The organism is Streptomyces sp. NPDC003034 (genome assembly GCF_053591375.1).
On record NZ_JBSFTS010000004.1, the window covers coordinates 95,040 to 120,455 of the forward strand.

Annotated in this window: 18 protein-coding genes and 1 pseudogene; 7 read left to right on the top strand and 12 right to left on the bottom strand. The window is 71.0% G+C overall.

The window, feature by feature from the left end; genetic code table 11:
* Positions 1-76 precede the first annotated feature (76 nt).
* From ACWDX7_RS06850 to ACWDX7_RS06880, 7 genes and pseudogenes are all read right to left on the bottom strand, one after another.
* On the bottom strand, positions 77-1,783 hold the full coding sequence (locus tag ACWDX7_RS06850) for a carbohydrate-binding module family 20 domain-containing protein (protein WP_451491180.1): 1,707 nt from the start codon (positions 1,781-1,783) through the stop codon (positions 77-79).
* 278 nt (positions 1,784-2,061) lie between these two features.
* Positions 2,062-2,262: pseudogene (locus tag ACWDX7_RS06855) on the bottom strand (HAD family hydrolase); the annotation flags it as partial.
* A gap of 388 nt (positions 2,263-2,650) precedes the next feature.
* Positions 2,651-3,673: a LacI family DNA-binding transcriptional regulator gene (locus tag ACWDX7_RS06860; protein WP_451491179.1), complete on the bottom strand. Its 1,023-nt coding sequence runs from the start codon at positions 3,671-3,673 to the stop codon at positions 2,651-2,653.
* Positions 3,658-5,259 carry a glycoside hydrolase family 13 protein gene (locus tag ACWDX7_RS06865; protein ID WP_451491178.1) on the bottom strand — a complete coding sequence of 534 codons (1,602 nt, stop codon included), beginning with the start codon at positions 5,257-5,259 and terminating at the stop codon, positions 3,658-3,660. Before ACWDX7_RS06865 ends, ACWDX7_RS06860 begins: the two co-directional genes overlap by 16 nt.
* Positions 5,260-5,311: 52 nt before the next feature.
* Positions 5,312-6,151, bottom strand: a complete 840-nt coding sequence (locus ACWDX7_RS06870; protein ID WP_451491177.1) for a sugar ABC transporter permease — start codon at positions 6,149-6,151, stop codon at positions 5,312-5,314.
* A gap of 2 nt (positions 6,152-6,153) precedes the next feature.
* Positions 6,154-7,212: a carbohydrate ABC transporter permease gene (locus ACWDX7_RS06875; protein ID WP_451491176.1), complete on the bottom strand. Its 1,059-nt coding sequence runs from the start codon at positions 7,210-7,212 to the stop codon at positions 6,154-6,156.
* A 6-nt stretch (positions 7,213-7,218) separates the two neighbouring features.
* Positions 7,219-8,493, bottom strand: a complete 1,275-nt coding sequence (locus ACWDX7_RS06880; RefSeq protein WP_451491175.1) for an extracellular solute-binding protein — start codon at positions 8,491-8,493, stop codon at positions 7,219-7,221.
* Positions 8,494-8,714: 221 nt separating this feature from the next.
* On the opposite strand from ACWDX7_RS06880, the gene ACWDX7_RS06885 reads away from it, so the two are divergent.
* From ACWDX7_RS06885 to ACWDX7_RS06895, 3 genes are all read left to right on the top strand, one after another.
* Positions 8,715-10,559 carry a glycoside hydrolase family 13 protein gene (locus tag ACWDX7_RS06885; RefSeq protein ID WP_451491174.1) on the top strand — a complete coding sequence of 615 codons (1,845 nt, stop codon included), beginning with the start codon at positions 8,715-8,717 and terminating at the stop codon, positions 10,557-10,559.
* A gap of 24 nt (positions 10,560-10,583) precedes the next feature.
* Entirely contained in the window at positions 10,584-11,615 is a 1,032-nt protein-coding gene (locus ACWDX7_RS06890) for a LacI family DNA-binding transcriptional regulator (RefSeq protein ID WP_451491173.1), read from the top strand.
* Positions 11,616-11,756: 141 nt separating this feature from the next.
* Positions 11,757-12,647 carry a phosphatase PAP2 family protein gene (locus tag ACWDX7_RS06895; RefSeq protein WP_451491172.1) on the top strand — a complete coding sequence of 297 codons (891 nt, stop codon included), beginning with the start codon at positions 11,757-11,759 and terminating at the stop codon, positions 12,645-12,647.
* 40 nt (positions 12,648-12,687) lie between these two features.
* Here the strand turns inward: ACWDX7_RS06895 and ACWDX7_RS06900 are convergent, their stop codons facing one another.
* Together ACWDX7_RS06900 and ACWDX7_RS06905 are read right to left on the bottom strand one after the other, a co-directional pair.
* Positions 12,688-12,948: a DUF397 domain-containing protein gene (locus ACWDX7_RS06900; protein ID WP_451491171.1), complete on the bottom strand. Its 261-nt coding sequence runs from the start codon at positions 12,946-12,948 to the stop codon at positions 12,688-12,690.
* Positions 12,945-13,805 (bottom strand): helix-turn-helix domain-containing protein, encoded by an 861-nt coding sequence (locus ACWDX7_RS06905; protein WP_451491170.1) that lies wholly within the window; start codon positions 13,803-13,805, stop codon positions 12,945-12,947. Before ACWDX7_RS06905 ends, ACWDX7_RS06900 begins: the two co-directional genes overlap by 4 nt.
* 97 nt (positions 13,806-13,902) lie before the next feature.
* Between ACWDX7_RS06905 and ACWDX7_RS06910 the strand changes: the two genes are divergently transcribed.
* The 3 genes from ACWDX7_RS06910 to ACWDX7_RS06920 all read left to right on the top strand — a co-directional run bounded on the left by ACWDX7_RS06910 (position 13,903) and on the right by ACWDX7_RS06920 (position 16,551).
* Positions 13,903-14,367 (top strand): ATP-binding protein, encoded by a 465-nt coding sequence (locus ACWDX7_RS06910; protein ID WP_451749779.1) that lies wholly within the window; start codon positions 13,903-13,905, stop codon positions 14,365-14,367.
* Positions 14,368-14,571: 204 nt separating this feature from the next.
* Positions 14,572-15,492: a helix-turn-helix domain-containing protein gene (locus ACWDX7_RS06915; protein ID WP_451491168.1), complete on the top strand. Its 921-nt coding sequence runs from the start codon at positions 14,572-14,574 to the stop codon at positions 15,490-15,492.
* Positions 15,493-15,672: 180 nt separating this feature from the next.
* Entirely contained in the window at positions 15,673-16,551 is an 879-nt protein-coding gene (locus ACWDX7_RS06920) for a DMT family transporter (protein WP_451491167.1), read from the top strand.
* 199 nt (positions 16,552-16,750) lie between these two features.
* Here ACWDX7_RS06920 and ACWDX7_RS06925 read toward each other — a convergent pair whose 3' ends face one another.
* Both ACWDX7_RS06925 and ACWDX7_RS06930 read right to left on the bottom strand, forming a co-directional pair.
* Positions 16,751-20,257 (bottom strand): tetratricopeptide repeat protein, encoded by a 3,507-nt coding sequence (locus ACWDX7_RS06925; RefSeq protein ID WP_451749783.1) that lies wholly within the window; start codon positions 20,255-20,257, stop codon positions 16,751-16,753.
* Positions 20,258-20,687: 430 nt separating this feature from the next.
* Complete coding sequence (locus tag ACWDX7_RS06930) at positions 20,688-20,990, bottom strand: trypco2 family protein (RefSeq protein WP_451491165.1); 303 nt, start codon at positions 20,988-20,990, stop codon at positions 20,688-20,690.
* 582 nt (positions 20,991-21,572) lie between these two features.
* On the opposite strand from ACWDX7_RS06930, the gene ACWDX7_RS06935 reads away from it, so the two are divergent.
* A complete protein-coding gene (locus tag ACWDX7_RS06935; protein WP_451491164.1) occupies positions 21,573-22,349 on the top strand; it encodes a CAP domain-containing protein in 777 nt (258 codons plus the stop codon).
* A 44-nt stretch (positions 22,350-22,393) separates the two neighbouring features.
* Here the strand turns inward: ACWDX7_RS06935 and ACWDX7_RS06940 are convergent, their stop codons facing one another.
* Positions 22,394-25,399 carry a bifunctional [glutamine synthetase] adenylyltransferase/[glutamine synthetase]-adenylyl-L-tyrosine phosphorylase gene (locus ACWDX7_RS06940; RefSeq protein ID WP_451491163.1) on the bottom strand — a complete coding sequence of 1,002 codons (3,006 nt, stop codon included), beginning with the start codon at positions 25,397-25,399 and terminating at the stop codon, positions 22,394-22,396.
* Positions 25,400-25,416 lie beyond the last annotated feature (17 nt).

Genomic DNA, 25,416 nt, shown 5'->3' on the forward strand with positions numbered 1-25,416 from the left:
ACGGGACGGGGTGAGGGCCGCCCGGCGGCGGGGGTTCGGTGTTGCCGGGCGGCCCTGGTCCAGGGGAGGGCGGGGCTCAGGCGCGCCAGGTGTCGTTCAGCGCGACGGCCCCGCTCGCGGGGACGGTGGCGGTGCGGTTGGCGCCGCTCTCCCAGGTGACGTTGCCGGAGGCGTCCTTGCGGAGGTACTTGTACGCGAAGGACGTGCCGGCGGGCAGGGTGACGTCGAGCTTCCACACCGGGTAGGCGGCCGGGTCGAGCTTGAGGGCGGCGCCGGTGTTCCAGTTGCCGAGGGCGGACTGGTCGCCGGTGACGTAGATGTCCTGGCCGGGGACGGTGGTCGCCTCGACGCGGAAGGAGGCGCCCGTGGCGGCGGGGGGCGGCGGGGTCGTCGGCGCGGCGCCGGAGCAGGTGCGGGCGTTGACGTGCAGGGCGAGGGCGGTACCCGCGCCGAGGGTGGCCGTGAACTGGCCGGCGGAGTCCACCTGTACCGTACGGCCGCTCTGCACGTCGCAGTAGTCACCGGCCGCGAGGGAGGTCTGGAAGGTACGGGTCAGGGCCGAGCCCTCGTGGTTGAGGGCGACGTACGCCTTGGCACCGCGCCCGAAGGCGATCCGGTCACCGCCGTTGTCCCACCAGTCGGTGACGGACTGGCCGCGGGACGCGTTGCGGAAGCCGACCATCGAGGAGATCTCCCGCCACGCGTGCTGGCACTTCCAGCCGTCGGCGTAACAGGCGCTCACGGAACCGCCGTTCGGCGGGCCCGCGTCGTGCGCGGTGAACTCGTAGCCGGAGTGCACGTCGGGGGACCCGTAGGGCCAGGCCAGCATGAAGACGTTGGCGAGGGTGTAGGCCGATCCCGCCTTGTAGTTGAGGGTGTCGCCGCCGCGCTCGGTGTCGTGGTTGTCGACGAAGACGGCGGACTGGCCGCTGGGCAGGTGGCCCCAGGCCTCACCGAAGTTCTTGAGGTAGGCGAGGTTCTCGTTCTGGAAGACCCGCTTGAGGTCGCGGGCGTAGCGGAATTCCTGCACGTCCCCGCTGCCCAGGTACTCGCTCGGCGAGACCGCCTCGCCGGCGCCGTGGATCGCCTCCAGCTTCCAGTAGGCGTTCGGGTTGCTGAGCCGGGATTTGATGTCGGTGAGGTCGGCGGCGGGCATGTGCTTGGCGGCGTCGATCCGGAAGCCGTCGACGCCGAGGGAGAGGAGGTCGTTGAGGTATCCCGCGATCCGGCCGCGTACGTGGGCCTCGCCGGTGTCCAGGTCGGCGAGCTGCACGAGCTCGCAGTTCTGGACGTTGCCCCGGTCCTGGTAGGTGGAGATGACGGAGCGGCAGTCGTCCATGTCGGAACCGGAGTAGATGCCGGGGTAGCCGTACTTCGTGTACGAAGTCCCGCCCGTGCCGGTGCCGTCGCCGGCCGCCATGTGGTTGATGACGGTGTCGGCGACGACCTGCACCCCGGCGGCGTGGCAGGTGTCCACCATGGCCTTGAAGGCGGCGCGGTCGCCGAGGCGACCGGCGATCTTGTAGCTGACGGGCTGGTACGAGGTCCACCACTGGGGGCCCTGGATGTGCTCCTGGGGTGGCGAGACCTGGACGTAGCCGTAGCCGGCGGGGCCGAGGGTGTTCGTGCAGGCCTTGGCGACGGAGTCGAACTTCCACTCGAAGAGGACGGCGGTGACGTCCTTGCCACCGGGAGGCACCGCGGCGGCGTGGGGAGCCTGCGCGGTGAGGGTGGCGGCGGCGAGGGCGGTGGCTGCCAGCAACGTTCTTGCGGTACGGGGCATGTGGGGCCTCCTGGCGGAGAGGTGGGGATGCTGGCGACCGTAGGGGCCCGACCCCACCACCTGCAAGACTTTGCGCAAGGGATTGCAGGATTGTTTCCGCCACGTGTCACGTGGGGGCCCCTGGCACCCCCGCCGGACACCCGATCCCCGTAGGCCGCGAAGGCTCAGGTACGGGCGCCCCGCCCACCCATCAAGCCGGCTCCACTGTGCCGACGGCGGTCATGACTTGGCCACGCCGCACACGCCGGAGGTGACGACTAAGTCCACAGGGAGGCCGAGGCGGCGTGTTCCGCGGCGATGTCGATGTCCGGGCGCACGAGACGAATGGCGTCGGCGTTGTCCCTGCCGTCCACGACCATGGCCCCCACCAGCGCGGACAGGGTGTGCCGGGATACGCCGAGCCAGTCGGCCCAGCTGTTCCAGTAGCGGTCGTCACGGGTGAGGGTCTCACCGACGTCCAGTACGACAGTCCGAATCATCCGGCCAGCGTACTGAGCCGGGCACACGTGGACCGCCCCTCCCGATCATGAACTGCGGGCAGGGGCGGCTAACGCGACAGGACACGAAAACGACCTACGAGATGGGCTCCCTGCGCCGGTATGACCCGGATCAGGTAGTGGGGGTCGCCTTCCGGTCTTGCGACCTTCCGGCCTCTCAGCCCATCCGATGACGTCGGCCACGGCGGACTCAAGCTCTCCGCCAAAGTCGGCTACTCCGGTTGGGCTCCCTCGCTCATCCCGTAGGCCTACCTCAAGAATAGCGCTCCACCCACCGGAGAAAAGGGCCCATACCATGATTTTTTGCCGCTACTTCGCAGGCCTGCCAAGGCCGGGCGGCCCCCCGCACCCGGCGGGCCGCCCGGTCCCCTCACGGTGACTCCGGCACCTGCGCCGTGGAACCGCGCACCACCAGTTCGGGCTGGAACACGTACTCCGTGCGCTGCACCGGCGTGCCCGCCACCGCCTCCAGCAGCGCGCCAACCGCCGCCGTCGCCATGGCCCGTACCGGCTGGCGCACCGTCGTCAGCGGCGGATCCGTGAACGCGATCAGCGGCGAGTCGTCGAAGCCGACCACCGACACGTCCTGCGGCACCCGCAGCCCCCGCTCGCGGGCCGCGCGGATCACCCCGAGCGCCATCGGGTCGCTGCCGCACACGATGCCCGTACAGCCGCGGTCCAGCAGGGCGCCGCCCGCCGCGTGCCCGCCCTCCACCGTGAACAGCGTGCGCTGGACGCGGCCCTCGGCCTCCGCGGAGGGCAGCGCCGCCAGGAAGCCCTGCTCCTTGCGGGCCGAGGGCACGTAGCGCGTCGGGCCGATCGCCAGGCCGATCCTGCGGTGCCCGAGGTCCTCCAGGTGCCGTACGGCCATGTCCGCCGCCGCCCGGTCGTCCGGCGAGACGAAGGGGGCGCTGATCCGCGCGTTGAACCCGTTGATCAGTACGAACGGCACCCCCCGCGCCGCCAGCCGCTGGTAGCGCGCGGGGTCGGCGGAAGAGTCCGCGTGCAGGCCGGACAGGAAGACGATGCCAGTGACCCCCCGTACCTCCAACTGCTCGACCAGCTCGTCCTCGGTGGCCCCGCCCGGGCTCTGCGTGCACAGCACGGGCGTGTAGCCGTGCCCCGCCAGCGTCTGCTCTATGACCTGGGCGAAGGCCGGGAAGATCGGATTGGTGAGCTCCGGAGTCAGCAGGCCGACCAGCCCGTTGCTGCGCCGCTTGAGCCGGACGGGCCGCTCGTAGCCGAGCAGGTCGAGCGCGGCCAGCACCCGGTGCCGGGTGCCGGCCGCCACGCCCGACTTGCCGTTGACCACACGGCTGACGGTCGCCTCGCTGACCCGGGCCTGCGCGGCGATGTCCGTCAGCCGTAGCGGGGAAGTCACCCCTGCCACCACACCGTGCAGTCCGCCGGGAGGATGCCGGGCTCCGCGAACTCCGCGCTGGCGAGCAGGACGGTGCCGGGCGCGGGCAGGAGTACGGGCGCCTCCGTCGTGTTGACCGTGCAGACGAAGTCCCCGCGGCGGAAGGCGAGTACGCCGGCCGGGGCGGGCAGCCACTCGACGGCGTCTCCCGCGCCCAGCGCCGGGTGCGCGCGCCGCACCCGCAGCGCCGCCCGGTACAGCTCCAGCGTGGACGCCGGGTCGCCGGTCTGCGCCTCGACGCTCAGGGCGGCCCACTCGGCGGGCTGCGGCAGCCAGCTGCCGCCGGCGCCGAAGCCGTACGGGGCCCGGTCGCCGGACCACGGGATCGGCACGCGGCAGCCGTCGCGCAGCCCGTCCTGACCGTTCGCCTTGAAGAAGGAGGGGTCCTGGCGCACCTCGTCCGGGAGGTCCACCACCTCGGGCAGGCCGAGCTCCTCGCCCTGGTAGACGTACGCCGACCCGGGCAGCGCCAGCATCAGCAGCGCGGCCGCCCGCGCCCGGGCCAGGCCCTGCGCCCCGCCCCCGTACCGCGTCACATGCCGCACCACATCGTGGTTCGACAGCACCCACGTGGTCGGCGCCCCCACCGGACGCATCGCGTCGAGGGACTCGTCGATGGCCGAGCGCAGCGCCTCGGCGTCCCAGCCGGTGTTCAGGTAGTGGAAGTTGAAGGCCTGGTGCAGCTCGTCGGGGCGCAGGTAGAGCGCGGTGCGGTCCGCGCTCGGCGTCCAGGCCTCGGCGACGCCGATGCGGTCGCCCGCGTATTCGTCCAGGACCAGGCGCCAGGAGCGGTAGATCTCGTGCACCCCGTCCTGGTCGAAGAAGGGCAGCACCTGGTTGCCGAGGAGCTTGAGCTGTTCGTCGCGGCCGAGGTCGGGCAGGCCCGGGGCCTTCACCAGGCCGTGGGCCACGTCTATGCGGAAGCCGTCGGCGCCGAGGTCGAGCCAGAACCGCAGGATGGAGCGGAACTCGTCCTGGACGGCCGGGTGCTCCCAGTTGAAGTCCGGCTGTTCGGGGGCGAAGAGGTGCAGGTACCACTCGCCGTCCGCGACCCGGGTCCAGGCCGGACCCCCGAAGATCGACTCCCAGTCGTTCGGCGGCTCCGCGCCGTCGGCTCCCCGCCCGGGCCGGAAGTGGAACCGCTCGCGCAGCGGGCTGCCGGGACCTTCGCGCAGCGCCTGCTTGAACCATTCGTGCTGGTCGGAACAGTGGTTGGGGACGAGGTCCACGATGATGCGCAGCCCCAGCGCGTGGGCCTCGCGGATCACGGCGTCGGCGTCGTGCAGGGTGCCGAACATGGGGTCGATGGCCCGGTAGTCGGCGACGTCGTAGCCCGCGTCGGCCTGCGGGGAGGCGTAGAAGGGGCTGAGCCAGACGGCGTCGACGCCCAGCTCCTTGAGGTAGGGCAGGCGGCTGCGGATGCCTTCGAGGTCCCCCATGCCGTCCCCGTTGGAGTCGGCGAAACTGCGCGGATAGACCTGGTAGATCACCGCTTCTCTCCACCAGCCGGGCTGGGTGCCGGTGGAGGTGGGAAGTACGTCGGCGAGGTGCTGGGTCATGTCGTCCTTGTGAGATCGGGCCGGGAGAGACGTCGGGCGGGCGCGCGGGGGGTCAGCCCTTGGTGGCGCCCGCGGTCATTCCGGCGACGAGGTGACGCTGGGCGAAGAGGAAGAAGATCGCTGCGGGGATGGCGATGAGCACGGAAGCGGCGCTCATCGCACCCCAGTTGGAGGTGTACTGCGTGACGAAGGTCTGCAGCCCGCCGGCGAGCGTGAGGTTCTCCTCGCCGACCATGAAGGCGGATGCGTACGCGACTTCGCCCCAGGCGGTGATGAAGGCGTAGAAGCCGGTGACGGCGAGGCCCGGCTTGGCGAGCGGCAGGATCAGCCGCCAGAAGGTGCCGAAGGGGTTGAGCCCGTCGACCCGGCCGGATTCGTCGATCTCCACCGGGATGGAGTCGAAGAAGCCCTTCATCATCCAGGCGCAGAACGGCACGGCGATGGTGAGGTAGGTGATGATCAGGCCGACCGGCTGGTTGAGCAGCCCGAGCTGGCCCATCAGGTTGTAGAGCGGGACGATGAGGATCGCCATCGGGAACATCTGCGTGATGAGCAGGGTCCACATCAGCGGCCGCATGCCGGGGAACCTGAACCGGCTGACCGCGTATCCGGTGGTCGCGGCGATGAACACGCCGAGGACGGTGGTGATGCCCGCGACCAGGACGGAGTTGGCGAACCAGCTGAGGAAGTGGCTCGACTCCAGCAGGTATTCGTAGTTGCCGAGGGTCGGCTCCTTGACGAAGTCCGTGGTGACCGCGTGCTGCGCGGGCTTCAGCGAGGTCAGCAGGATCCACAGCACCGGGAAGACGGCGATCACCGAGGCGGCGATCAGGGTGGCGTGCAGGCCGACGGAGGCGAGGGGGGCGCGCTGCCCCCGCGTGCGGGCGGTCATGGTCACCACACCTCTCCCTGCTTGCGCAGCGAGCGCCGGTAGACCAGCGCGAAGATCATGAGCAGGGCGAGGATGAGCACGCCCCAGGTCGCGGAGCCGGCGAAGTCGCGCGGGCTCGTGATGAAGGCCTCGCGGAAGGCCTGGGTCACCAGGATCTCCGTGGAATCGCCCGGTCCGCCCCGCGTGAGCAGGAAGATCACCGGGAACATGTTGAAGGTCCAGATGGTGGAGAGCAGGATCACCGTCATGCTCACCGCGCGCAGGCTGGGCAGGGTGATGTGACGGAAGCGCTGCCAGGGGCTGGCCCCGTCCATCTCGGCGGCTTCGTAGAGCTCACCGGGGATGGACTGCATGCCGCCGAGCAGGGCGACCATCATGAAGGGGACGCCGAGCCAGACGTTGACGGCGATGACCGAGAACTTGGCCCAGGTCGGATCGTCGAGCCACGGGACGGCGGCGATGCCCCCGCCGTCGAGCAGCTTGTTGAGGATGCCGTTGTCGCGGTTGAAGAGGAACCGCCAGGCGAAGACCGAGACGAAGCCGGGGACGGCCCAGGGCAGGATGAGCGCCATCCGGTAGGCGGCGCGGCCCCGGAAGTTCCGGTTGAGCATGTTCGCCAGGACCAGTCCGAGCGAGAAGGTGATGGACACGCAGGCGACGGTCCACACGACCGTCCACACCAGCCGCTGCAGGAACACCGGGTCGCTGAGGACGGCGGCGTAGTTGTCGAGCCCGACGAACTCGTACGTCGCCTCGATGGTGTTGGAGCCGATCGTACGGGCGACGTTGCGCTCGTTGGCGTCGGTCAGCGACAGGTAGACGCCGCGGACGAGCGGCCAGCCGATGATCACGCCGAGGACGAGCACCACCGGGGCGACCATGGCCCAGGCGTACCAGTGCGTGGCGAGGGCGCGCCGCAGCCCGGATGGCCGGTGCGCGCCGGACCCGCCGCGGTTTCCGCGGTCGCTGTCAGTCATGCGGCTCCGGCCGCGGGCGGCGGCGTCGTTCCCGACTCCGTCACCCGCGGCCTTCGCCACCGACTGGCTGGTGTGAGCAGCCATGTTTCGTTACTTCCAGCCCTTGAGGATCTTGCGGAACTCGACGCCGGTCGCCTTGGCGGCTTCCTCCGGGGTCGACGACCCGGTGATCGCCTTGGTGTATTCGACCTTCAGCGGCTCGAAGAGGGAGCCGTTCTCCGGGATCCAGGCGCGCTGGACGGCCTTGTCCACGGCCGGCTTGAAGAACTGCACCATCTCGCTGCTCTTGACGTCCGGCTGCTCGTAGGCGGCGGTCCGGGTCGGGAGCAGGCTGAGCTCCTTGGCGGACTGCACCTGGACCTCCTGGGAGGTCATGTACTCCACGAAGGCGTGGGCGGCGGCGCGGTTCTTGGAGCCCGCGAAGACGGCCAGGTCGTGGCCGCCCTGCGGGGCGCCCGCCTTGACCGAACCGGCCGGGACCGGGGCGACGCCCAGGTTGGCCTTGTCCTTGAACTGGTCGCCGGCGTAGCTGTCGGCGACGGCCCAGGGACCGTTGATCATCATGGCGGCCTGGCCGGTCTTGAAGGCCGTCTGCATGTTGTTCCAGCCGTCGGTGGCGTTGGTGATCGCCGCGCCGGAGGTGACCAGGTCGCGGGCGGTCTTGAAGGCCTTGACGCCCGCCGCGTTGTCGACGGTGACCGTCTTGTTCTTCGCGTCGACCAGGTCGCCGCCCTCCCCGTAGATCAGGGGGAGGAACCAGTAGGAGTCGTCGCCGCGCAGGTAGAGCCCGGCCTTGCCGGTCTTCTCCTTGATGGCCGCGGCGGCGGTCTTCAGCTCCTCCAGGGTGGTGGGGGGCTGGACGCCGGCGTCGGCGAGCATCTTCTTGTTGTAGAAGAGGCCCAGGGTGTCGATGACCTGCGGCACGGCGTAGGTCTTGCCCTCGTACTTCCCGCTGGCCGCGGCCTGCGGGAGGAACTCGGCGTCGACCCTCTTCGCCGTCTCGGCCGGCACCTCGTCGAGGTAGCCGAGCGAGGCGAAGTCGGCGACCCAGCCGACATCGGCGCGGATCACGTCGGGCGCGTCGGAGCCGCTGCTGAAGGCGTTCTTGACCTTGTTCTGCGCGTCGCCGTACGGGACGTTGACGTACTTGACGGTGACCTTGGGGTGCTTGGCCGTGAACGCCTCGGCGATCTTCTGGAAGCTCGCCTTCTCAGCGTCGTTCGCCGTGTCCCACCACGTGACCGTGCCGGAAAGCTCGCCGCCGGCCTTGGTCGCACCACCGTCGTCCTTGGTGTCACCACCGCAAGCCGTCGCCGCGAGCGCCAGGGCCGCGACCAGCGCGGTGGCCGCTATGCCACGCCGCATATGAACTCCTTCGATGATCCCGGCCGCGCCTCGCGGTCCCGAGTTGCCAGGAACGTAACAAGCCTGAAAGCTGTCCGAAAGAGCTTGCGGCAATTTTCTGCAAGAGACGCTGATCGTTACATCCGTGTGTCCGTACGGTTGCCGCCGCTTGCTGTTAGTTCGAGTCACCTTCGACTCCTCAGGCCCGCAACCAGGGGGCGTGTCCCCGCGTTGACCCCGATATGACCCATGAGCTGACCGCCTCCCGTCTTGCAAGCGCTTCCAGCGACGCGACCGCGAGCGGCGGCTGGTGGCGTGATGCCGTCATCTACCAGGTGTACGTGCGCTCCTTCGCCGACAGCGACGGAGACGGCATCGGAGACCTCAGCGGGGTGCGCAGCCGCCTCCCCCACCTGGCCCGGCTCGGGGTCGACGCCGTGTGGCTGACCCCCTTCTACGTCTCCCCGCAGGCGGACGGCGGCTACGACGTCGCCGACTACCGGGCGGTGGATCCGCTCTTCGGGGACCTCTCGGACGCCGACGAGCTCGTCCGGGCGGCCCACGCGCTCGGGCTGCGGGTGATCGTGGACGTGGTGCCGAACCACACCTCGGACCAGCACCCGTGGTTCCGCGCCGCCCTCGCCGGGGAGAAGGGCGCCCGGGAGCGCTACCACTTCCGCGCGGGGCGCGGGAGCGACGGGTCCCTGCCGCCGAACGACTGGGAGTCCGTCTTCGGCGGTCCGGCCTGGACCCGGGTCCCGGACGGCGAGTGGTACCTGCACCTCTTCGCCCCCGAGCAGCCCGACCTCGACTGGGAGCATCCGGAGGTCGCCGCCGAATTCGCCTCCGTGCTCCGCTTCTGGCTCGACCTGGGCGTGGACGGCTTCCGCGTCGACGTCGCCCACGGCATGGTCAAGGCCCCCGGGCTGCCGGACATCGGCCGCGGCGCGCAGGCCACCCTCATCGGCACCGAGCCCCTCCCCTTCTTCGACCAGGACGGGGTCCACGAGATCCACCGGTCCTGGCGGCGGCTCCTGGACTCCTACGAGGGCCCGCGCATCGGCGTCGCGGAGGCGTGGGCGCCCACGTCCGAGCGGCTCGCCCTCTACGTCCGCCCCGACGAGCTGCACCAGGCCTTCAACTTCCGCTTCCTGAACTGCCCGTGGGACAGCGGCACCATGCGCACCGTGATCGACGAGTCGCTGGCCGCCACCGCCTCGGTGGGGGCGCCGACCACGTGGGTGCTGTCGAACCACGATGTGGTGCGGCATGTGACGCGGTACGGGGGCGGGGCGCAGGGCCTGGCCCGGGCGCGGGCGGCCGCGCTGCTGATGCTGGCGCTGCCCGGGTCGGCGTACGTCTACCAGGGCGAGGAGCTCGGCCTGCCCGAGGTGGTGGACCTCCCGGCCCGCGTACGCCAGGACCCGGCCTTCCGCCGCGGGCGCCGGCCCGCGGCCGGGCTCGGGGCGGGGGCAGTACCGGAGGTCCCCGAGGCGAGGTGCGGGGACCTCCGGCCGGAGCCCGCCGCCGGGACGGAAGGCCAGGAGGGCCAGGAGGGGCTGCGCGACGGGTGCCGGGTGCCGATCCCCTGGTCCGGCGCGGAGCCGCCGTACGGCTTCGGCCCGGTCGGCAGCTGGCTCCCGCAGCCGGCGGGCTGGGGCGAGCTCAGCGTCGCCGCCCAGACCGGCGACCCCCACTCCACCCTGGAGCTCTACCGCGCCGCCCTGGAACTGCGCCGGGCCATGCCGGGCCTGGGCGCACCGGAGGCCGGTCTGCCCGGTGAGCACGGACCGGACGGTCAGGGCGGCGATGACCGGGGTCACGATCAGTACGGTGACCCCTGCTCGGCCGACCCCTCGCAGGCGCCGGCCGCCGGAGCTCCCGGCCTCTGCGGAATGCGGTGGCTGCCCGCACCGGAAGGCGTCCTCCTCTTCACCCGCCCCGGCTTCGCCTGCACCCTCAACACCCGTCCCACCCCGGTCGAACTCCCCGCGCCCGGACGGCCGGTGCTGTCCAGCTCCCCCGTCGAGACGGACGGCCGCACGGTGCTGCTGCCGCCGGATTCGTGCACCTGGTGGGCATTGTGACGTGCGACCGGTACAGTCCAATCCGTGACCGCACGGCTAGCCGACATCGCAGCCCAGGCGGGGGTCAGCGAAGCCACAGTCAGCCGCGTGCTCAACGGCAAGCCTGGTGTGGCCGCCGGCACCCGTGAGTCCGTGCTGGCCGCGCTCGACGTGCTCGGCTACGAGCGGCCCGTACGGCTGCGCCAGCGCAGCGCGGGCCTCGTCGGACTGATAACCCCGGAGCTGGACAACCCCATCTTCCCGGCGCTCGCCCAGGTCATCGGCCAGGCTCTGACCCGCCAGGGGTACACCCCGGTCCTGGCGACGCAGACGCCCGGCGGGTCCACCGAGGACGAGCTGACCGAGATGCTGGTCGACCGCGGCGTCTCCGGGATCATCTTCGTCTCCGGTCTGCACGCCGACACGACCGCCGACATGGGCCGGTACGAGCAACTGCGCGGGCAGGGCGTTCCGTACGTCCTCATCAACGGGTTCTCCGACAAGGTCCAGGCCCCCTTCGTCTCCCCCGACGACCGGGCCGCGATGCAGCTCGCCGTCACCCACCTGACCGCGCTCGGGCACACCCGGATCGGCCTGGCGGTCGGACCGAAGCGGTTCGTGCCCGTCCTGCGCAAGATCGAGGGCTTCCGGCTCGGGATGAAGGAGCGGCTCGGACTCGGCGAGGACGAGATCGAGGAGCTGATCCAGCACTCGCTGTACACGCTCGAAGGCGGGCAGGCCGCCGCGACCGCCCTCATCTCGCGCGGCTGCACGGCGGTGGTGTGCGCGAGCGACATGATGGCGCTCGGCGCGATCCGGGCCGCCCGGCAGCAGGGTCTGCGGGTGCCGCAGGACGTGTCGGTGGTCGGTTTCGACGACTCCCCCCTCATAGCGTTCACCGATCCGCCCCTGACCACCATCCGCCAGCCCGTGCTGGCCATGGGGCAGGCGGCCGTCAGGACGCTGCTGGAGGAGATCGGCGGCACCCCGGCCCCGCACAGCGAGTTCGTCTTCCTGCCCGAACTGGTGGTGCGCGGCTCCACCGCCTCGGGCCCCGGGCAGTCCCGCAAGGCGTAGGCCGCACCGCCCGACGCCCGCCCGGCCCGACCGCCGGTAACCCCTGCCGGGTCCGGGTCCTCCGCAAGGGGGAGCCGCTGCGCCGAAGACCGTCCCGGGGGATGATCGGAGGGGAGGCCGCATCTGGCAGACTCTCTCCCCATGGGTGAAGCGAGCGTGAAGACACTGGAAACCCGGACGGCCGTCTCGTCACCCACCGTGACCGAGGGCGGGGCCCGCCCGGGGTCCGAGCGCACCCTCGTCTCACGGTTGCGGGCCCCGCGCCGGCCCAGGATCTGGTTCGAGATCCTCCTCATCGCGGTCAGCTACTGGACGTACTCGCTGATCCGCAACGCCGTTCCCGAGCAGAAGGCGGCCGCCCTCGCGAACGCCGACTGGATCTGGAACGTGGAGCGCGCCCTCGGCATCGCCATCGAGGAGACCGTCAACCGGTCCGTGAATTCGGTGACGTGGCTGATCGTGGGCATGAACTACTACTACGCCACGCTCCACTTCATCGTGACCATCGGCGTACTGGTGTGGATCTACCGTTTCCATCCGGGGCGTTACGCGGCCACGCGCCTCGTCCTCTTCGCCACCACGGGCGTGGCCCTGGTCGGCTACTACCTGTACCCGCTCGCGCCGCCCCGGCTGATGAACGGGCAGAACTTCATCGACACCGTGCTGGTCCACCAGACCTGGGGCTCCATGGCGTCGGGGAACCTCAAGCACATGTCGAACCAGTACGCCGCCATGCCCTCCATGCACATAGGCTGGTCGCTCTGGTGCGGGCTGACGATCTACGCGGTCGCCTCCGCCCCCTGGGCCCGGATCCTAGGCCTCCTCTACCCCTCGCTGACCCTGGTCGTCATCGTGGCCACCGCCAACCACTTCTGGCTCGACGCCGTGGGCGGCCTGCTCTGCCTCGCCTTCGGTTACGCCGTCTCGCGGACCTGGTTCGGCTCCTTCCCGCACCACCTGCCGCGCCACCCTGAGCACACGGGCCCGCACCCGGCGTCGGAGCTGCTGAACCGCTTCCGCACCCGCGCCTGAGGGGCCCGCCGGGCCCCCGGCGCATGCCGATGGGCCTACCTCACGAGGTAGCGGCGTGCGCGACGAAGCCGGTCCAGGTGTCCGGGGTGACGGCCAGGTGTGCGCCGTCCTTGTTCTTGGAGTCCCGGATGAGGACGGCCCCGCCGGTGGTCGCGACCTCGACGCACTCGTTGCTGTCGCTGGCGCTGTAGCTGCTCTTGGTCCAGGCGACCTCGACGCACTCAGGCCCGTCGTTCGTGCTGTAGCTGCTCTTGACCCACGTCAGTGCAAAGGCGCCCTCAGTCGAAGGCTTGATGCTCATGTCTCCCCCAGTACCTTTTCGATGAACGTCAGCGATTCACGAGGCGTCAGCGCCTGTGCCCGGATCATGCCATAGCGCATGTCCAGGATCTGGACATCTTTAGGGTCGGTGATCAAGCGGCTGACCAGCTGACCTTCGTTGTGTCCCACGGTCGTTCCATCCTTGATTCGCATCAACTGGAGTGAACCGGCGAGCCCTGCGTGTTCTTCCACGGTTGTGGGCATGACCTGGATCTCGACCTGCCGCAGACCGCCCACATCCAGTAGGCGTTCCAGTTGGCGGCGCAACACCATCTTGCCCCCGACAGGCCGCCGAAGCACCGTTTCCTCATGCACGACAGTCAGCAGCGGGGCAGCCGGTTGGCCGAGAATCTGTTGGCGGGCCATGCGAGCGGCTACCAGGCGCTCGATCTCGTCCTCGGAGTACCCAGGCCGACGTTGCGCGTAGAGGGCGCGGGCGTACTCCTCTGTCTGCAGCAGCCCGTGCACGACGATGCTGGCGTAGGCGCCAAGCTCAATCGCCTCGGACTCCAGCTTGGCCAGATCTCGGACCTTCTTCGGATAGCGGGCCCGTTCCACATCGGTCTTCATCGCGGCGATTTTGCCGCCCGCCCCGAGGACCTCGTCCGCCTTGTCCAAGAACTCGGGGCGGGGAATTCGGGAGCCGCGCTCGATCTTGTAGATCAGGTTCGGGCCGTAACCCATCCGCTCACCGAACTTCGCCTGGTCAAGTCCGGCGGCCTCGCGCCACATTTTCAGCTGGCGTCCCACCGTGGCGATGACCGCCCCCGATTCGTCCTCCGGGTCGAGTTCCCAGCTCGACTCGTCGGCGCCGTCTGTGTTCACTTCCACCTCCATGGGACCGGGAGGACACCGCAGGACCACTTTGGACAGCCGCCGTACACAGCACCCTCAACTCTTTTCAGAGTACGCACGGATGACCACGCTGAGTCACGTGAATCAGGAAATCTCCCTCGTCGCCACGCTCCCCTCCACCCCGCGAGGAGCCCGCGCCGCCCGTGCTCTCACGGTGGCCCAACTTGCGGAACAGAAGCTTCCGTTCGAAGACGCGGCGCAGGTCGTCGCCGAGCTCGCCGCTAATGCCGTGACGCACGGGAGGGTGCGGGGGCGGGACTTCCGGCTCGTGTTGCGGATCGCGCCCGGGCCTACGCTCCGTATCGAGGTGTCCGACACCCGGTGGGAGTCCGGACTGCCCGCAGTCAACGGGCTGCCGGGCGCAGAGGCGGAGTCGGGACGGGGGCTCGCCCTCGTGGCCGCGCTCGCCGCGCGCTGGGGGACCGATCACGGGCCCGCGCCGGTGAAGACGGTATGGGCGGAAATGGATTTGGCGAGCCCGATTTCACCGGATCGAGGTTTCCACGACCTGGTGGACCAGGGATTGGCGCGGCACGACGCCTAAAGACCAATAACCGGGGGAGATGACCTCTCCTTACCTCCCCCCTCCCCCTCTCACCCGGTCGGGTGAATCACCCCACCCCGGCTGGCGCATATGTCAATTCGCCGGGCACTCTGACTCCGACACAACCCCATAAACGCGATCGGCCCTCGACGGGACTGGCATCCCGGCCGAGGGCCTGACCACAGAGGAAGAGCAAACCTTCCCATGGCTGACCAGCAGCTTAGCGCGCCTGCGCGCGTCCCGTCGGGCATCCGGCACATCAACCACGACCACCACCGCGGCTACGTCAAGATCGGCAACCACCTCGCCCAGCACCGCGAGCTGAGCCTGACGGCGATCGGCGTGGCCACGCACATCCAGTCGCTGCGGGCGGGCGCCAAGGTCACCATCAAGGCCCTCACCGAGCGCTTCCCCGAGGGCGAGGTCCGCATCGCCGCCGCCCTGCACGAGCTGGAGGAGCACGGCTACTTGGCCCGCTTCCAGGAACGGCTGCCGTCCGGGCGGGTCGTGACCTGCACCGTCTCGTACAACAACCCGCCGGCCCGGGCGGCGGAGGCGCTCCGCGAGCGGCACGTCGCGCCCCCGGCACCCGAGTCGGGGTCCACCCCCGACCCGGACCCCCAGCCGGACCCCGACCCGATCCCCGAGCCGGAACCGGGCCTCCAGCCGGACCCCGACCCGGTGCCTGAACCCGACGCGGAGCCCGGCCCAGCACCCGCGGCCCACCCCGCCCCGGCCGTCACCGGAACCGAGCTCCAGGCCCGCGAGTTGCTGGCCCGGCTGCGGCTGCGCGATCCCCGGCTGGTGCTGTCCGAGCGCGACACGGTGCGGCTGGCGCCCGCCGCGGCCGTCTGGCTCGAGCGCGGGCTCGTGCCGAGTGCCGTCATCGCCGCGCTGACGCGCTCGCTGCCGTTGGCGTCGATCCACTCCCCGGCGGCACTGATCGCGCACCGCCTGCGGGAACTGATCCCGCCCCGCCTGCCGGACGCCGCCTGGACGGCGCGCCCCGCACCCCCGGACCGGGTGATCCTCCCCCTCCGCTCCTGCGAGGACTGCGACCGCGCCATCCGCTCCGCCACCCCGGCCCACTGCACCGACTGCGCCCCCGCAGCGGCAGCCGCTTAGGGCCCGTCCTCCGGGTCTTTCCGGGCCCGCCCGGACCGCTCCGCTCAGGGTCGGTTGGGAGCGAAGGCTGTCACCGACATGCCCACGGGGAAGCTTGCGAGCGGCGCCGCCGAGGGGCCCGCGCCAGGCGGGCGGGTGTGTCCCGGTCGGGCCGGGAACCGCGGCGGCTACGGTGATCAGGTGCAGCGAGCCGCAGACCGCCTGACACCCGCCGCGTTCCTCGCCACCGCGGTCCTCGCGGGCGGAAACGCGGTAGGCGTCCGATTCAGCAATCGCGAACTCGATCCGCTGTGGGGCGCTGCCCTGCGTTTCGGCGCCGCCTCCCTGCTGCTCCTGGCCGTCATGGCCGTACGCAGACTGGAGTTCCCGCGCGGCAGGGCGCTCGCCGGAGCGGTCCTCTTCGGCGTACTCAACTTCGGTGTGACGTTCGCGCTCGCGTACTACGCGCTGGTCCGCATCCACGCCGGACTCGGCCAGACCATCCTCTCCCTGGTCCCGCTGGCCACGCTGCTGCTCGCGGTGGCGCAGCGGCTCGAACGGTTCCGGCTCATGGCAGCCGTGGGTACCGTCTTCGCCGCGGCGGGCGTCGCCGTCATCTCACGGGCCCCGCTGGAGGGCGACGTGCCCCTGCTGTCCTTCCTGGCGATCCTGGGCAGCATGCTGGCGTTCGCGCAGGCCACCGTGCTGGTACGACGGCTGCCGAAGGTCCATGCGGTGACGATGAACGCGGTGGGTATGACCGCCGCCGCCGTCCTGCTGTTCGCCGGCTCGCTCGCGGCCGGCGATACCTGGCGGCTGCCGGACCGCGCGGCGACCTGGTGGGCGCTCGCCTACCTCGTGGTCGGCGGCTCGGTGCTGACCTTCGTCCTCTACCTGTTCGTCGTCCACCGGTGGGACGCCTCGCGCGCCTCGTACGTCTTCGTCGTCGTCCCGGTCGTCACGATCGTCCTTTCCGCCTGGCTCGACGACGAACCACTCACGTCCGGGCTGCTGATCGGCACCCCGCTCATCCTGATCGGCGTCTACCTCGGCGCCCTGCGCAAGCGCCCCAGCCCTTAGTACTGCAACCGTCTTTTGCCTGAAAGGTCGGCAGCTTCTGGCGGTGTGTGTCCGCGTCGTAGAGATGACGCTCCGGCTAGGGTTGCGGCTTGCTGCTGCCGCATGCCGGTCCCCAGGCCGATCAGGGGTCTGGTCGCCTGACCGATGACGGAGGACCGACGTGAGGCGTCTGGGGGCTTCCCGGACGCCTCGGAGCTGGTCAACTATGCGGACCGGGAGCGATCCCGTGCTCCCCGAGCCATACGCGGATCTCATCCGCCTCATGCGAACGCCCCAGACCGTCCAGGAGTTTCGCCTGTAGGTCCAGCATGGCGGGCAGTTCTGGCGGCACGTGATGGGTCACGGCGACTTGAGCGCGCCAGAACTCCACGACCTCGCCGGTGACACGCAGTGCTCCGAGAAGATCCTTCTTGTCCGACAGCAGCACGGCCAGGACGGACAGGGGCCGAACGAGGTCGCGCTCGTACGCGGCAGGATCGTCCGGCACCAGCCGGCGGTAGATCTCCACCGCCTGCTCGGTCATGCTGAGGGCTTCCGTCTGCCCGCCCGCCTGCGCCAGATAGGAACCGAGGTTGGTCAGCGAACGGGCGAACTCGGGTTCGTGCGCGGCGGGATCCTCCTTCACCAACCGACGAAGGATCTCCGCCGCCTTCGCGGTGACGGCCAGGGCTTGGCCCAACCCGCCTGCCTCCACCGCCCTGACGCCGAGATTGATGAGCGAGGCGGCGAGGTCAGGTTCGTACGCGGCAGGGTCTGCCTTCGCCAGCCGACGGTAGACCTCCACCGCCTGTCCGGCGACGGCAAGGGCTTCCCCCTGCCGCCCGGACTCCTCCAGGCGCTCGTCGAGGCTGGTCAGCGACCGGGCGAGGCCTGGTCCGTACGCGGCGGGATTGTCCTTGGCCAGCCGGCGGTAGATCTCCACGGCCTGCTCGGTGAGGGTGAGGGCTTGGGTCTCGCTCCCCGCCTCCGCCAGAAAGGAGCCGAGAATCGTCAGCGACCGGGCGAGGTCGGGTGCGTACGCGGCGGAATTGTCCTTCGCCAACCGGCGAAGGATCTCCGCCGCCTGCGCGGTGACGGCAAGGGCTTGGCGCTGCTGAGCACCCTCATGCAACCAGATACCGAGATTGATGAGCGAGACAGCAAGCTGGGGCTCGTGCGCGGCAGGATTGTCCTGCGCCAGCCGACGAAGAATCTCCACGGCCTGCTCGGTGATGGTGACAGCGTCTTCCTGATGCCCCGACCGCGCCGACCAGAGGCCGGCATTCGTCAGCGAGAGAGCGAGGCGGGGTTCGTACGCGGCAGGGTTGTCCTTCGCCAGCCGGCGAAAGATCTCCACCGCCTGCGCGGTGACGGACAAGGCTTCGCTCAGGCCTCCGAGTTCCCCCGCCCGGCTGCCGAAGTTCGTCAGCGAGCCGGCGAAGTCGGGTTCGTACGCAGCAGGGTTGTCCCTCGCGAGGCGACGGTAGATGTCCACCGACTGCCCGGTGACGATGAAGGCGTCGCCCTGCCGGCCCACTTGCGCCAGATGAACACCCAGGCTGGGCAGCGACCGGGCGAGTTCAGCTTCGTATGCCGCGGGGTTGTCCTTCGCCAGCCGACGAAAAACCGCCACCCCGTGCTCGCTGATCGTGACAGCGTCGGTCGGCCGGCCCATCTCCGCCAGTCGGTTGCCGAGATTGATGAGGGAGGCGGCGAGGGGGGGTTCGTGCGCGGCGGGGTCGGTCTTCGTCAGATGGCGGTAGATCTCCACCGCCTGCTCGGTGACGGTCAAGGCTTCGCCCTGCCGGCCCACGTCCGCCAGGTGGTTGCCGAGGGTGGTCAGCGAGCGGGCGAGGTCGGCTTCGTACGCGGCGGGGTCGTCCTTCGCCAGATGGCGGTAGATCTCCACCGCCTGCTCGGTCATGGTGAGGGCTTCCGCCTGCTCCCCCACCTGCGCCAGGTGAAGACTGCAGTTGGTCAGCGACCGGGCGAGTTCGGGTGCGTGCGCGGCAGGATCGTGCCGCGCGATCTGCCGATCGGCTTGCACGAGGGCGGCGTTGAGCCGTACCGCGAGGCGGGCGGTGATGCGGGAGGGGTACGGCAGGGCAGCGGTAGCGGTCTGGACTGCCTGGTAGGCGAGGGGGACTCCGTCCAGGGCGGCGGAGAAAGCGCCCAGAAGGCGTTCGCTGCCAGCGACACGGCCGGCGTTGTAGTGGCCGATGGCGGCGCGGGCCAGGACGATGATGATCTGCGCCTGTTGTCCGGGTGCGGCCGCGGTCAGAAGAGCGGGCAGGCTGAGTCGGTCGTCGGCGAGCACGCGCGAGGCGTGGTACTCGGCGATACGGTCGGGCTGGAGGGAACCCCAGAAGCGGTCGAGATCGGCCGGGTACAGCTTGGACAGCCAATGGACGACGCCTGCCGCTCTGTCGGCGGGCAGGCCGGGGACCGTCTCGATGACGGAGGCAGCCTCTTCCTCGCTGGCGGCTCCGCACAGCGCGGCGGCGGCGACCGCCGCGGCGAGGGCCCGGGTGGGCAGCTTCAGCTTGTAGGCGGGAGCGTCGGCACTGGTCTCCCAGAAGCGTTCTTCGTGGGATAACAGGATTTCTTCCGCCGGAGTTCCAGGGGCGCTGACGATGGGGCCCGGGCCCTGCTGCAGCAGAGTGACCAGGGCGGTCATGTGCAGCGTCAGCGCGTTGTCGTAACGGGGATGGTTCAGGTCGTCGGGCGGCTGAAGGGCTTCGGCGAGGGCCGCCCAGTCGTGTGCGGGAACGCTGGGCACATGGGGCAGCAGGCGCGCGAAGTCCTTCGCAGCCTGCGAGCACACGATCAAACGCCCCTGGTCGGGCTCATTGCGGAGGGTCAGCGGGGCGAGCGGAGCGACGAGAGCCGCGGTGAGCCGGGTGCGCACGGCAGGGGCGGCGTTGAGCGCGTCCGTACGCCACTCCCCATCCGAGCGGGCCAGCAACAGGACGCGCACACGGTGGCGGGAGCGGTGCAGCTGGGCGATCAGGCGCCGGACCAGACGGGGGCGGGTCTCGGCGTAGTCGACGACGACGAGCAGGGGCAGCGCCGTGGCGAGCGCGGAGAAGTCGGGTGACGCGTCGTGGTCGGTGAGCTCCGAACGCAGGTGCCCGGCAGCCCACCCCCGGCGGCTGAGAAGGGTGGTGAGACGGCGGGCCAGGCGGGTCTTGCCCTGACCGCCGGGCCCAGTCGTCACCCACACCGAGAGAGCGGCCGGCCCGGTCTCGCACCAGGCGCACAGGGCGGCGAGTTCGTCGTCGCGGCCGTGGAACGCGACGGCTTCGGCGTCCGCGCGCAGCAGCGCGGCCGGCGAGTTCAGGTCCCGGTCGGATGCGGCCGGGGCGAGCAAGGCGGCCGCTTCGACCAGCTCCAGGTCCGGTTCCCAGTCGGTGTGCTTGGTGATCCGGGCGCGGAAGTCGTCGTCGGCCAAGAGCTCGGCGGCGGGGGTGGCGGTCAAGCGCGCGCCGCCGTCGGCCTGCCGGTCCCGGCGTACGACTCCGCACAGCAAGTCCCCGGTCAAAGGGTCGTCGCTGAGAACGGCGGCCCCCGACATCCCCGACCAGCGGCTGCCCGCCCCGCCGACCGACGGCACGGTAGGGGCGATACTGAAGATCTCGTAGTGGCCGGCGAGGAGACCGGTACCCGGCACGATGTGCCCGGTCAACTGCTCGTCCAAGCGGCGCCCGTCCCGGGGGTCCTTCTGCATACGGGGAAAACCCACCAGCGTTACCGGGTACGGGCGCGTGCCGATCAGGCGGCCGAACCGCTGGGGCGGCCGAGTAAGCAGATCGGCAAGCGAGTCCGGCGTAGACCAACCGTGACCGTCGTCGACTTCGATCAGCGCGGCATCCACCGCCTCGTCCTTGCGCCGCCAGCGCACGGTCGCGGGAAACTCCCCCCATCCCGTGTCCGGACGGGACACCGTTACCGCCCCCTGGCCTGCGTCGGCCATGCCGTCAAGCACGTGAGCGGCTGTCAGCGCCAGGCGCGGCGCCACCAGATACCCTGAACCGAGCACCCGCTGATTCGTGTCGGACTTACGAACCCGGATCTGCACCCGGCGGTCGAACTCCACACGCCCCCCCACGCTCATCACTGCACATGCACCGACCCCGACCCCGGCCCCTGGCCGGGGGCTACTCGACGTCGCTGATCTCGATGTCGCCGCCGTCCGGCGCATGCGCCTTCAGCTGCACCGTCACCGTGTGGGTCGCCCGGTCCCCCGACTCCTTCTTGGCGCCCAGACTGACGACGCTGAACCGCAGCCCACCATCCGCCCCCTGGGTACGCGACAGCTCCATGCCCAACTCAAGCGTGATCTCCCCCAGCGTGAACAACAGCCCCTTGTCACCGCCCCCCGTACCACCAGGACTGGCAATCCGCTGCTGCGCCTCAGCGACCTGATCCCTCAACAGCGTGATCGCGTCCGCCAGATCCATCCACTCCTGCTCCCCACCACGAGCAGTGCCCATCGCCATCCCCCGTCCCGCCGCACGCTCCTGCCCCACGGCAGGAACACACCTGCTTACTTCTCCCCCCGCCCCCGGCTGAAACCCGCCACGACCGCGCCGCCCCGGCGCCTCTCAGGGCGACGCTCCCCCGCACTGGTGCCAGCAGTGGTGCGGGGCGGGTGGTTCCGCATCGGAAACGTGACATGCGTCACGAGGCTTGAATCGGCATGCGCCCTCCGCTCACACGTCGAGTCCCGCCGACATTTCGATATTTGTCCGTTTGGAATCGACATTCCCCTCAACTGCGGGAACGGAATCGGCCGTACCGGTGGGCTCGCCCCCCATCCGCCTGGTCACGGCTGTTTCTGAGAACCCCTCAGCCGGTGGCGGAAGTGACCGGATCGTGACCAAGCACGTTCACCGGCCCGTTTCAAGCCCGGTGCCGAAGGGCCGGGCCGCACGGGAAACGGGAACTTGCCAGGCCGTTCGCGGGCTTTTAAGAATGGCGGCTCCTCCGGCGACGCGCAGTTCCGGCGCCGGAAGCTTCGCGATCACCGAATGAGGTCACGCATGCAGAGGCATCGGAAGAAGAAGCAGTACCGGAAGATAGCCATCGCCGTCAGCGCGCTGGCGATCGTGGGCGTTCCGACCACCGCCATGGCCTGCTTCGGCTCGGACGACGACGGCCGCGCCCCGGCCGCGAGCCGGTCAGAAAGCCGCCCCTCGCCGTCCGCGCCCCCGGCTGCCCCCACCGCCCAGCCGCCGGTCGAGGCCCCGCTTCCCAGCGCGCCGCCGAGCAGCCCGGCCGAAGCCGCTCCGAGCACCCCCGCCGCGCCCACGCCCGCGCAGCCGGTCGTACAGGCCCCCCAGGCCCCCCAGACGCCGCAGCAGCCCGCCAAGCCGCCGGTGCCCACCAAGAAGCCGCAGGAGCCCGCGCCCGCGCCCGCGAAGACCACCGCCGCCCCGGCCACCGGCGCCGCCGCCGAGGTCCTCGCCCTCGTCAACCAGGAGCGCGCCGCGGCCGGTTGCCCGGCCGTGTCCCTGAACGCCAAGCTCACGCGGGCCGCGCAGGACCACAGCCAGGACATGGCCGCTCACAGCAACATGTCCCACACGGGCTCCGACGGCTCGGACCCGGGCCAGCGCATCACCCGCGCCGGATACGCGTGGAGCACCTACGGCGAGAACGTCGCCTACGGCTACAGCACCGCGCAGAAGGTCATGGAGGGCTGGATGAACAGCCCCGGCCACCGGCAGAACATCCTGAACTGCTCCTTCAAGGAGATCGGCATCGGCCTGGCGCAGCCGAACCACTACTGGACCCAGGCCTTCGGCGCGGCGCGCTGACACCACCGAAGGGGCCGGGGGCCGGTTGGAGCCGAAGGTTCGCCCTACGCGGCCCCGTAGAACAGCTCCTCCATGACGGCCCGCGCCCGGCGCGTCGTACGGCGGTAGTCCTCCAGCATCTCGCCGACCGTGCCGGGGGCGTAGCCGAGGTAGCGGCCCACCGCCGCCAGTTCGCGCGCCTCGGACGGGAAGGTGTCGCCGGCGCGGCCGCGGACCAGCATCACGGCGTTGCGCACCCGGGTGGCCAGCACCCAGGCCTCGTCCAGGATCTGCGCCTCCTCGGTCGGGATCAGCCCGGCCGCGTGGGCGGCGGCGAGGGCGCGGCGGGTGCGGGTGGTGCGCAGGCCCGGTTCGACCCAGGCGTGCCGCATCTGGATGAGCTGGACGGTCCACTCGACGTCGCTGAGCCCGCCGCGGCCGAGTTTGGTGTGCAGGGTCGGGTCGGCGCCCCGCGGCAGCCGCTCGGACTCCATCCGCGCCTTGAGCCGGCGGATCTCCCGTACGGCGTGCTCGCTCAGGCCCTCCATGGGGTAGCGCAGCGGGTCGATCAGCTCGATGAAGCGGCGGCCGATCTCCTCGTCCCCGGCGACCGGTTCGGCGCGCAGCAGGGCCTGGCTCTCCCAGGTCAGGGCCCAGCGCCGGTAGTAGGCGGCGTAGGAGGACAGGGTGCGCACCAGCGGGCCGGAGCGTCCTTCGGGGCGCAGGTCGGCGTCGATGAGCAGCGGCGGGTCGGCGGAGGGCAGCTGGAGCAGGCGGCGCATCTCGGAGATGACCGTCTGGGCGGCCTTCGCGGCCTCCTGCTCGGGCACGCCCTCGCGGGGCTCGTGGACGAAGAGCACATCGGCGTCGGAGCCGTAGCCCAGCTCGTGTCCGCCGAAGCGGCCCACGCCGATGACGGCGAAGCGGGTGGGCAGGGTGTCGCCCCAGTGGTCGTGTACGGCGGCGCGCAGGGCCCCGGCGATGGTGGCGGCGGTGAGGTCGGAGACGGCTGCGCCGACCCGGTCGACGAGGGCCCCGTGGTCCTCCTCGGCCGGGTTCTCCTCCGTACCGTACGAGCCGATGATGTCCGCCGCCGTGGTGCGGAACAGCTCGCGGCGGCGCACCCCGCGGGCGGCGGCGACGCCCGCTTCGGCGTTCGGGGCGCGGCCCACGGCGGCGAGGACCTCCTGTTCGAGGGCCTCGTGCGTACGGGGAGCCAGGCCTTCGGGGTCACCGAGCAGGGCCACCGCTTCGGGGGCGCGCATCAGCAGGTCGGGGGCGAGGCGCCCGGCGGACAGCACCCGGGCGAGGTTCTCGGCGGCGGCGCCCTCGTCGCGGAGCAGCCGCAGGTACCAGGGCGTCTTGCCCAGGGCGTCGGAGACCTTGCGGAAGTTCAGCAGGCCGGCGTCCGGGTCGGCGGAGTCGGCGAACCAGCCGAGCATCACCGGCAGCAGGGTGCGCTGGATGGCGGCCTTGCGGGTGACGCCGGAGGCGAGTGCTTCGAGGTGGCGCAGGGCGGCGGCCGGGTCGGCGTACCCGAGGGCTTCGAGGCGCTGGCCGGCGGCGCGCGGCGAGAGCCGGGTCTCGCCGGGGGTGAGCTGGGCCACGGCGTCGAGGAGCGGCCGGTAGAAGAGCTTCTCGTGGAGGCGGCGGACCACGGAGGCGTGCCGCCGCCAGGCCTTGTGGAGCTCGGCGACCGGTTCGGTGCGCAGCCCCAGGGAACGGCCCAGGCGGCGCAGGTCCTTCTCGTCCTCCGGGACGAGGTGGGTGCGGCGCAGCCGGTAGAGCTGGATGCGGTGCTCCATGGCGCGCAGGAAGCGGTACGCGTCGTGCAGCTGGGCGGCGTCGGCGCGGCCCACGTATCCGCCGGCGGCGAGGGCGTGCAGGGCGTCGAGGGTGGTGCCGGAGTGCAGGGTGGCGTCGCTGCGGCCGTGCACGAGCTGGAGCAGCTGCACGGCGAACTCGACGTCGCGCAGTCCGCCGGGGCCGAGTTTGAGCTCGCGGTCGATCTGGGAGGCGGGGATGTTGTCGACGACGCGGCGGCGCATCTTCTGGACGTCCGGGACGAAGTTCTCGCGCTCGGCGGCCTGCCAGACCAAGGGCGTTATGGCGTGGATGTAGTCGGCGCCGAGTTCGGGGTCGCCCGCGACGGCGCGGGCCTTGAGCAGGGCCTGGAACTCCCAGGTCTTGGCCCAGCGCTGGTAGTAGGCCAGGTGGGAGGAGAGGCTCCGGACGAGGGGGCCGTTGCGGCCCTCGGGGCGGAGGTTGGCGTCGACGGGCCAGATGGTCCCCTCGACGGTGGTCTCGGAGCAGATCCGCATGAGGTGGGAGGCCAGCCGGGTGGCGGCCTGGAGGGCCTTGCCCTCGTCGGCGCCGGAGCCGCCGTTGGTGTGCGGCGTGTCCCCGACGAAGATGACGTCCACGTCGGAGACGTAGTTCAGCTCGTTGCCGCCGCACTTGCCCATCGCGATGACGGCGAGGCGGCACTGCGCCGCGTCCTCGGGGGCGGCGGCGCTCGCGATGCGCAGGGCCGCCCGGAGGGTGGCGGTGGCGAGGTCGGCGAGCTCGGCGGCGGTCTGGGCGACGTCGATGGTGCCGCAGACGTCACGGGCGGCGATGGAGAGCAGGCAGCGGCGGTAGGCGATGCGCAGCGCGACGGGGTCGTGCGCGTCGGCCAGCCCGCGTTCGAAGTAGGGCAGGCCGGGGTGCAGGTCGGCGGCCTCGTACGTGACGAGCGCCTGCCAGTCGTGGGGGTGGCGGGCCAGGTGGTCGCCGAGGGCCTCGGAGGCGCCGAGGACCCCGAGCAGCCGGTCGCGGAGCGGCTTGGCGCTGACGAGGGTGCCGAGGAGTCCCCGGAGTTCCTCGGGCGGCTGCGCCTCGGCGAGGCGGACCAGGCCGAGGAGGGCGAGATCGGGATCGGCGGTCGCGCCGAGCGCGTCGATGAGCACCGGATCGGCGCGTACGGCGGCCAGCACGTCGGCGTCGAGCAGCCGGGCGGCGGCGGAGGGGTCGGTGAACCCGCTGCGCAGCAGCTGGGTGACGGTGCTGCTCCTGCGTCCCGGGACTGTCATCCCGCCGCCTCCCGCGG

Coding starts and splice junctions, on each gene's coding strand:
- ACWDX7_RS06905 (WP_451491170.1), bottom strand. CDS start 13,805: ATGGAGGTGGAAGTGAACACAGACGGCGCCGACGAGTCGAGCTGGGAA.
- ACWDX7_RS06930 (WP_451491165.1), bottom strand. CDS start 20,990: ATGGATCTGGCGGACGCGATCACGCTGTTGAGGGATCAGGTCGCTGAG.
- ACWDX7_RS06870 (WP_451491177.1), bottom strand. CDS start 6,151: ATGACCGCCCGCACGCGGGGGCAGCGCGCCCCCCTCGCCTCCGTCGGC.
- ACWDX7_RS06940 (WP_451491163.1), bottom strand. CDS start 25,399: ATGACAGTCCCGGGACGCAGGAGCAGCACCGTCACCCAGCTGCTGCGC.
- ACWDX7_RS06925 (WP_451749783.1), bottom strand. CDS start 20,257: ATGCAGAAGGACCCCCGGGACGGGCGCCGCTTGGACGAGCAGTTGACC.
- ACWDX7_RS06935 (WP_451491164.1), top strand. CDS start 21,573: ATGCAGAGGCATCGGAAGAAGAAGCAGTACCGGAAGATAGCCATCGCC.
- ACWDX7_RS06895 (WP_451491172.1), top strand. CDS start 11,757: ATGGGTGAAGCGAGCGTGAAGACACTGGAAACCCGGACGGCCGTCTCG.
- ACWDX7_RS06915 (WP_451491168.1), top strand. CDS start 14,572: ATGGCTGACCAGCAGCTTAGCGCGCCTGCGCGCGTCCCGTCGGGCATC.
- ACWDX7_RS06885 (WP_451491174.1), top strand. CDS start 8,715: ATGACCCATGAGCTGACCGCCTCCCGTCTTGCAAGCGCTTCCAGCGAC.
- ACWDX7_RS06850 (WP_451491180.1), bottom strand. CDS start 1,783: ATGCCCCGTACCGCAAGAACGTTGCTGGCAGCCACCGCCCTCGCCGCC.
- ACWDX7_RS06875 (WP_451491176.1), bottom strand. CDS start 7,212: ATGGCTGCTCACACCAGCCAGTCGGTGGCGAAGGCCGCGGGTGACGGA.
- ACWDX7_RS06865 (WP_451491178.1), bottom strand. CDS start 5,259: ATGACCCAGCACCTCGCCGACGTACTTCCCACCTCCACCGGCACCCAG.
- ACWDX7_RS06900 (WP_451491171.1), bottom strand. CDS start 12,948: ATGAGCATCAAGCCTTCGACTGAGGGCGCCTTTGCACTGACGTGGGTC.
- ACWDX7_RS06880 (WP_451491175.1), bottom strand. CDS start 8,493: ATGCGGCGTGGCATAGCGGCCACCGCGCTGGTCGCGGCCCTGGCGCTC.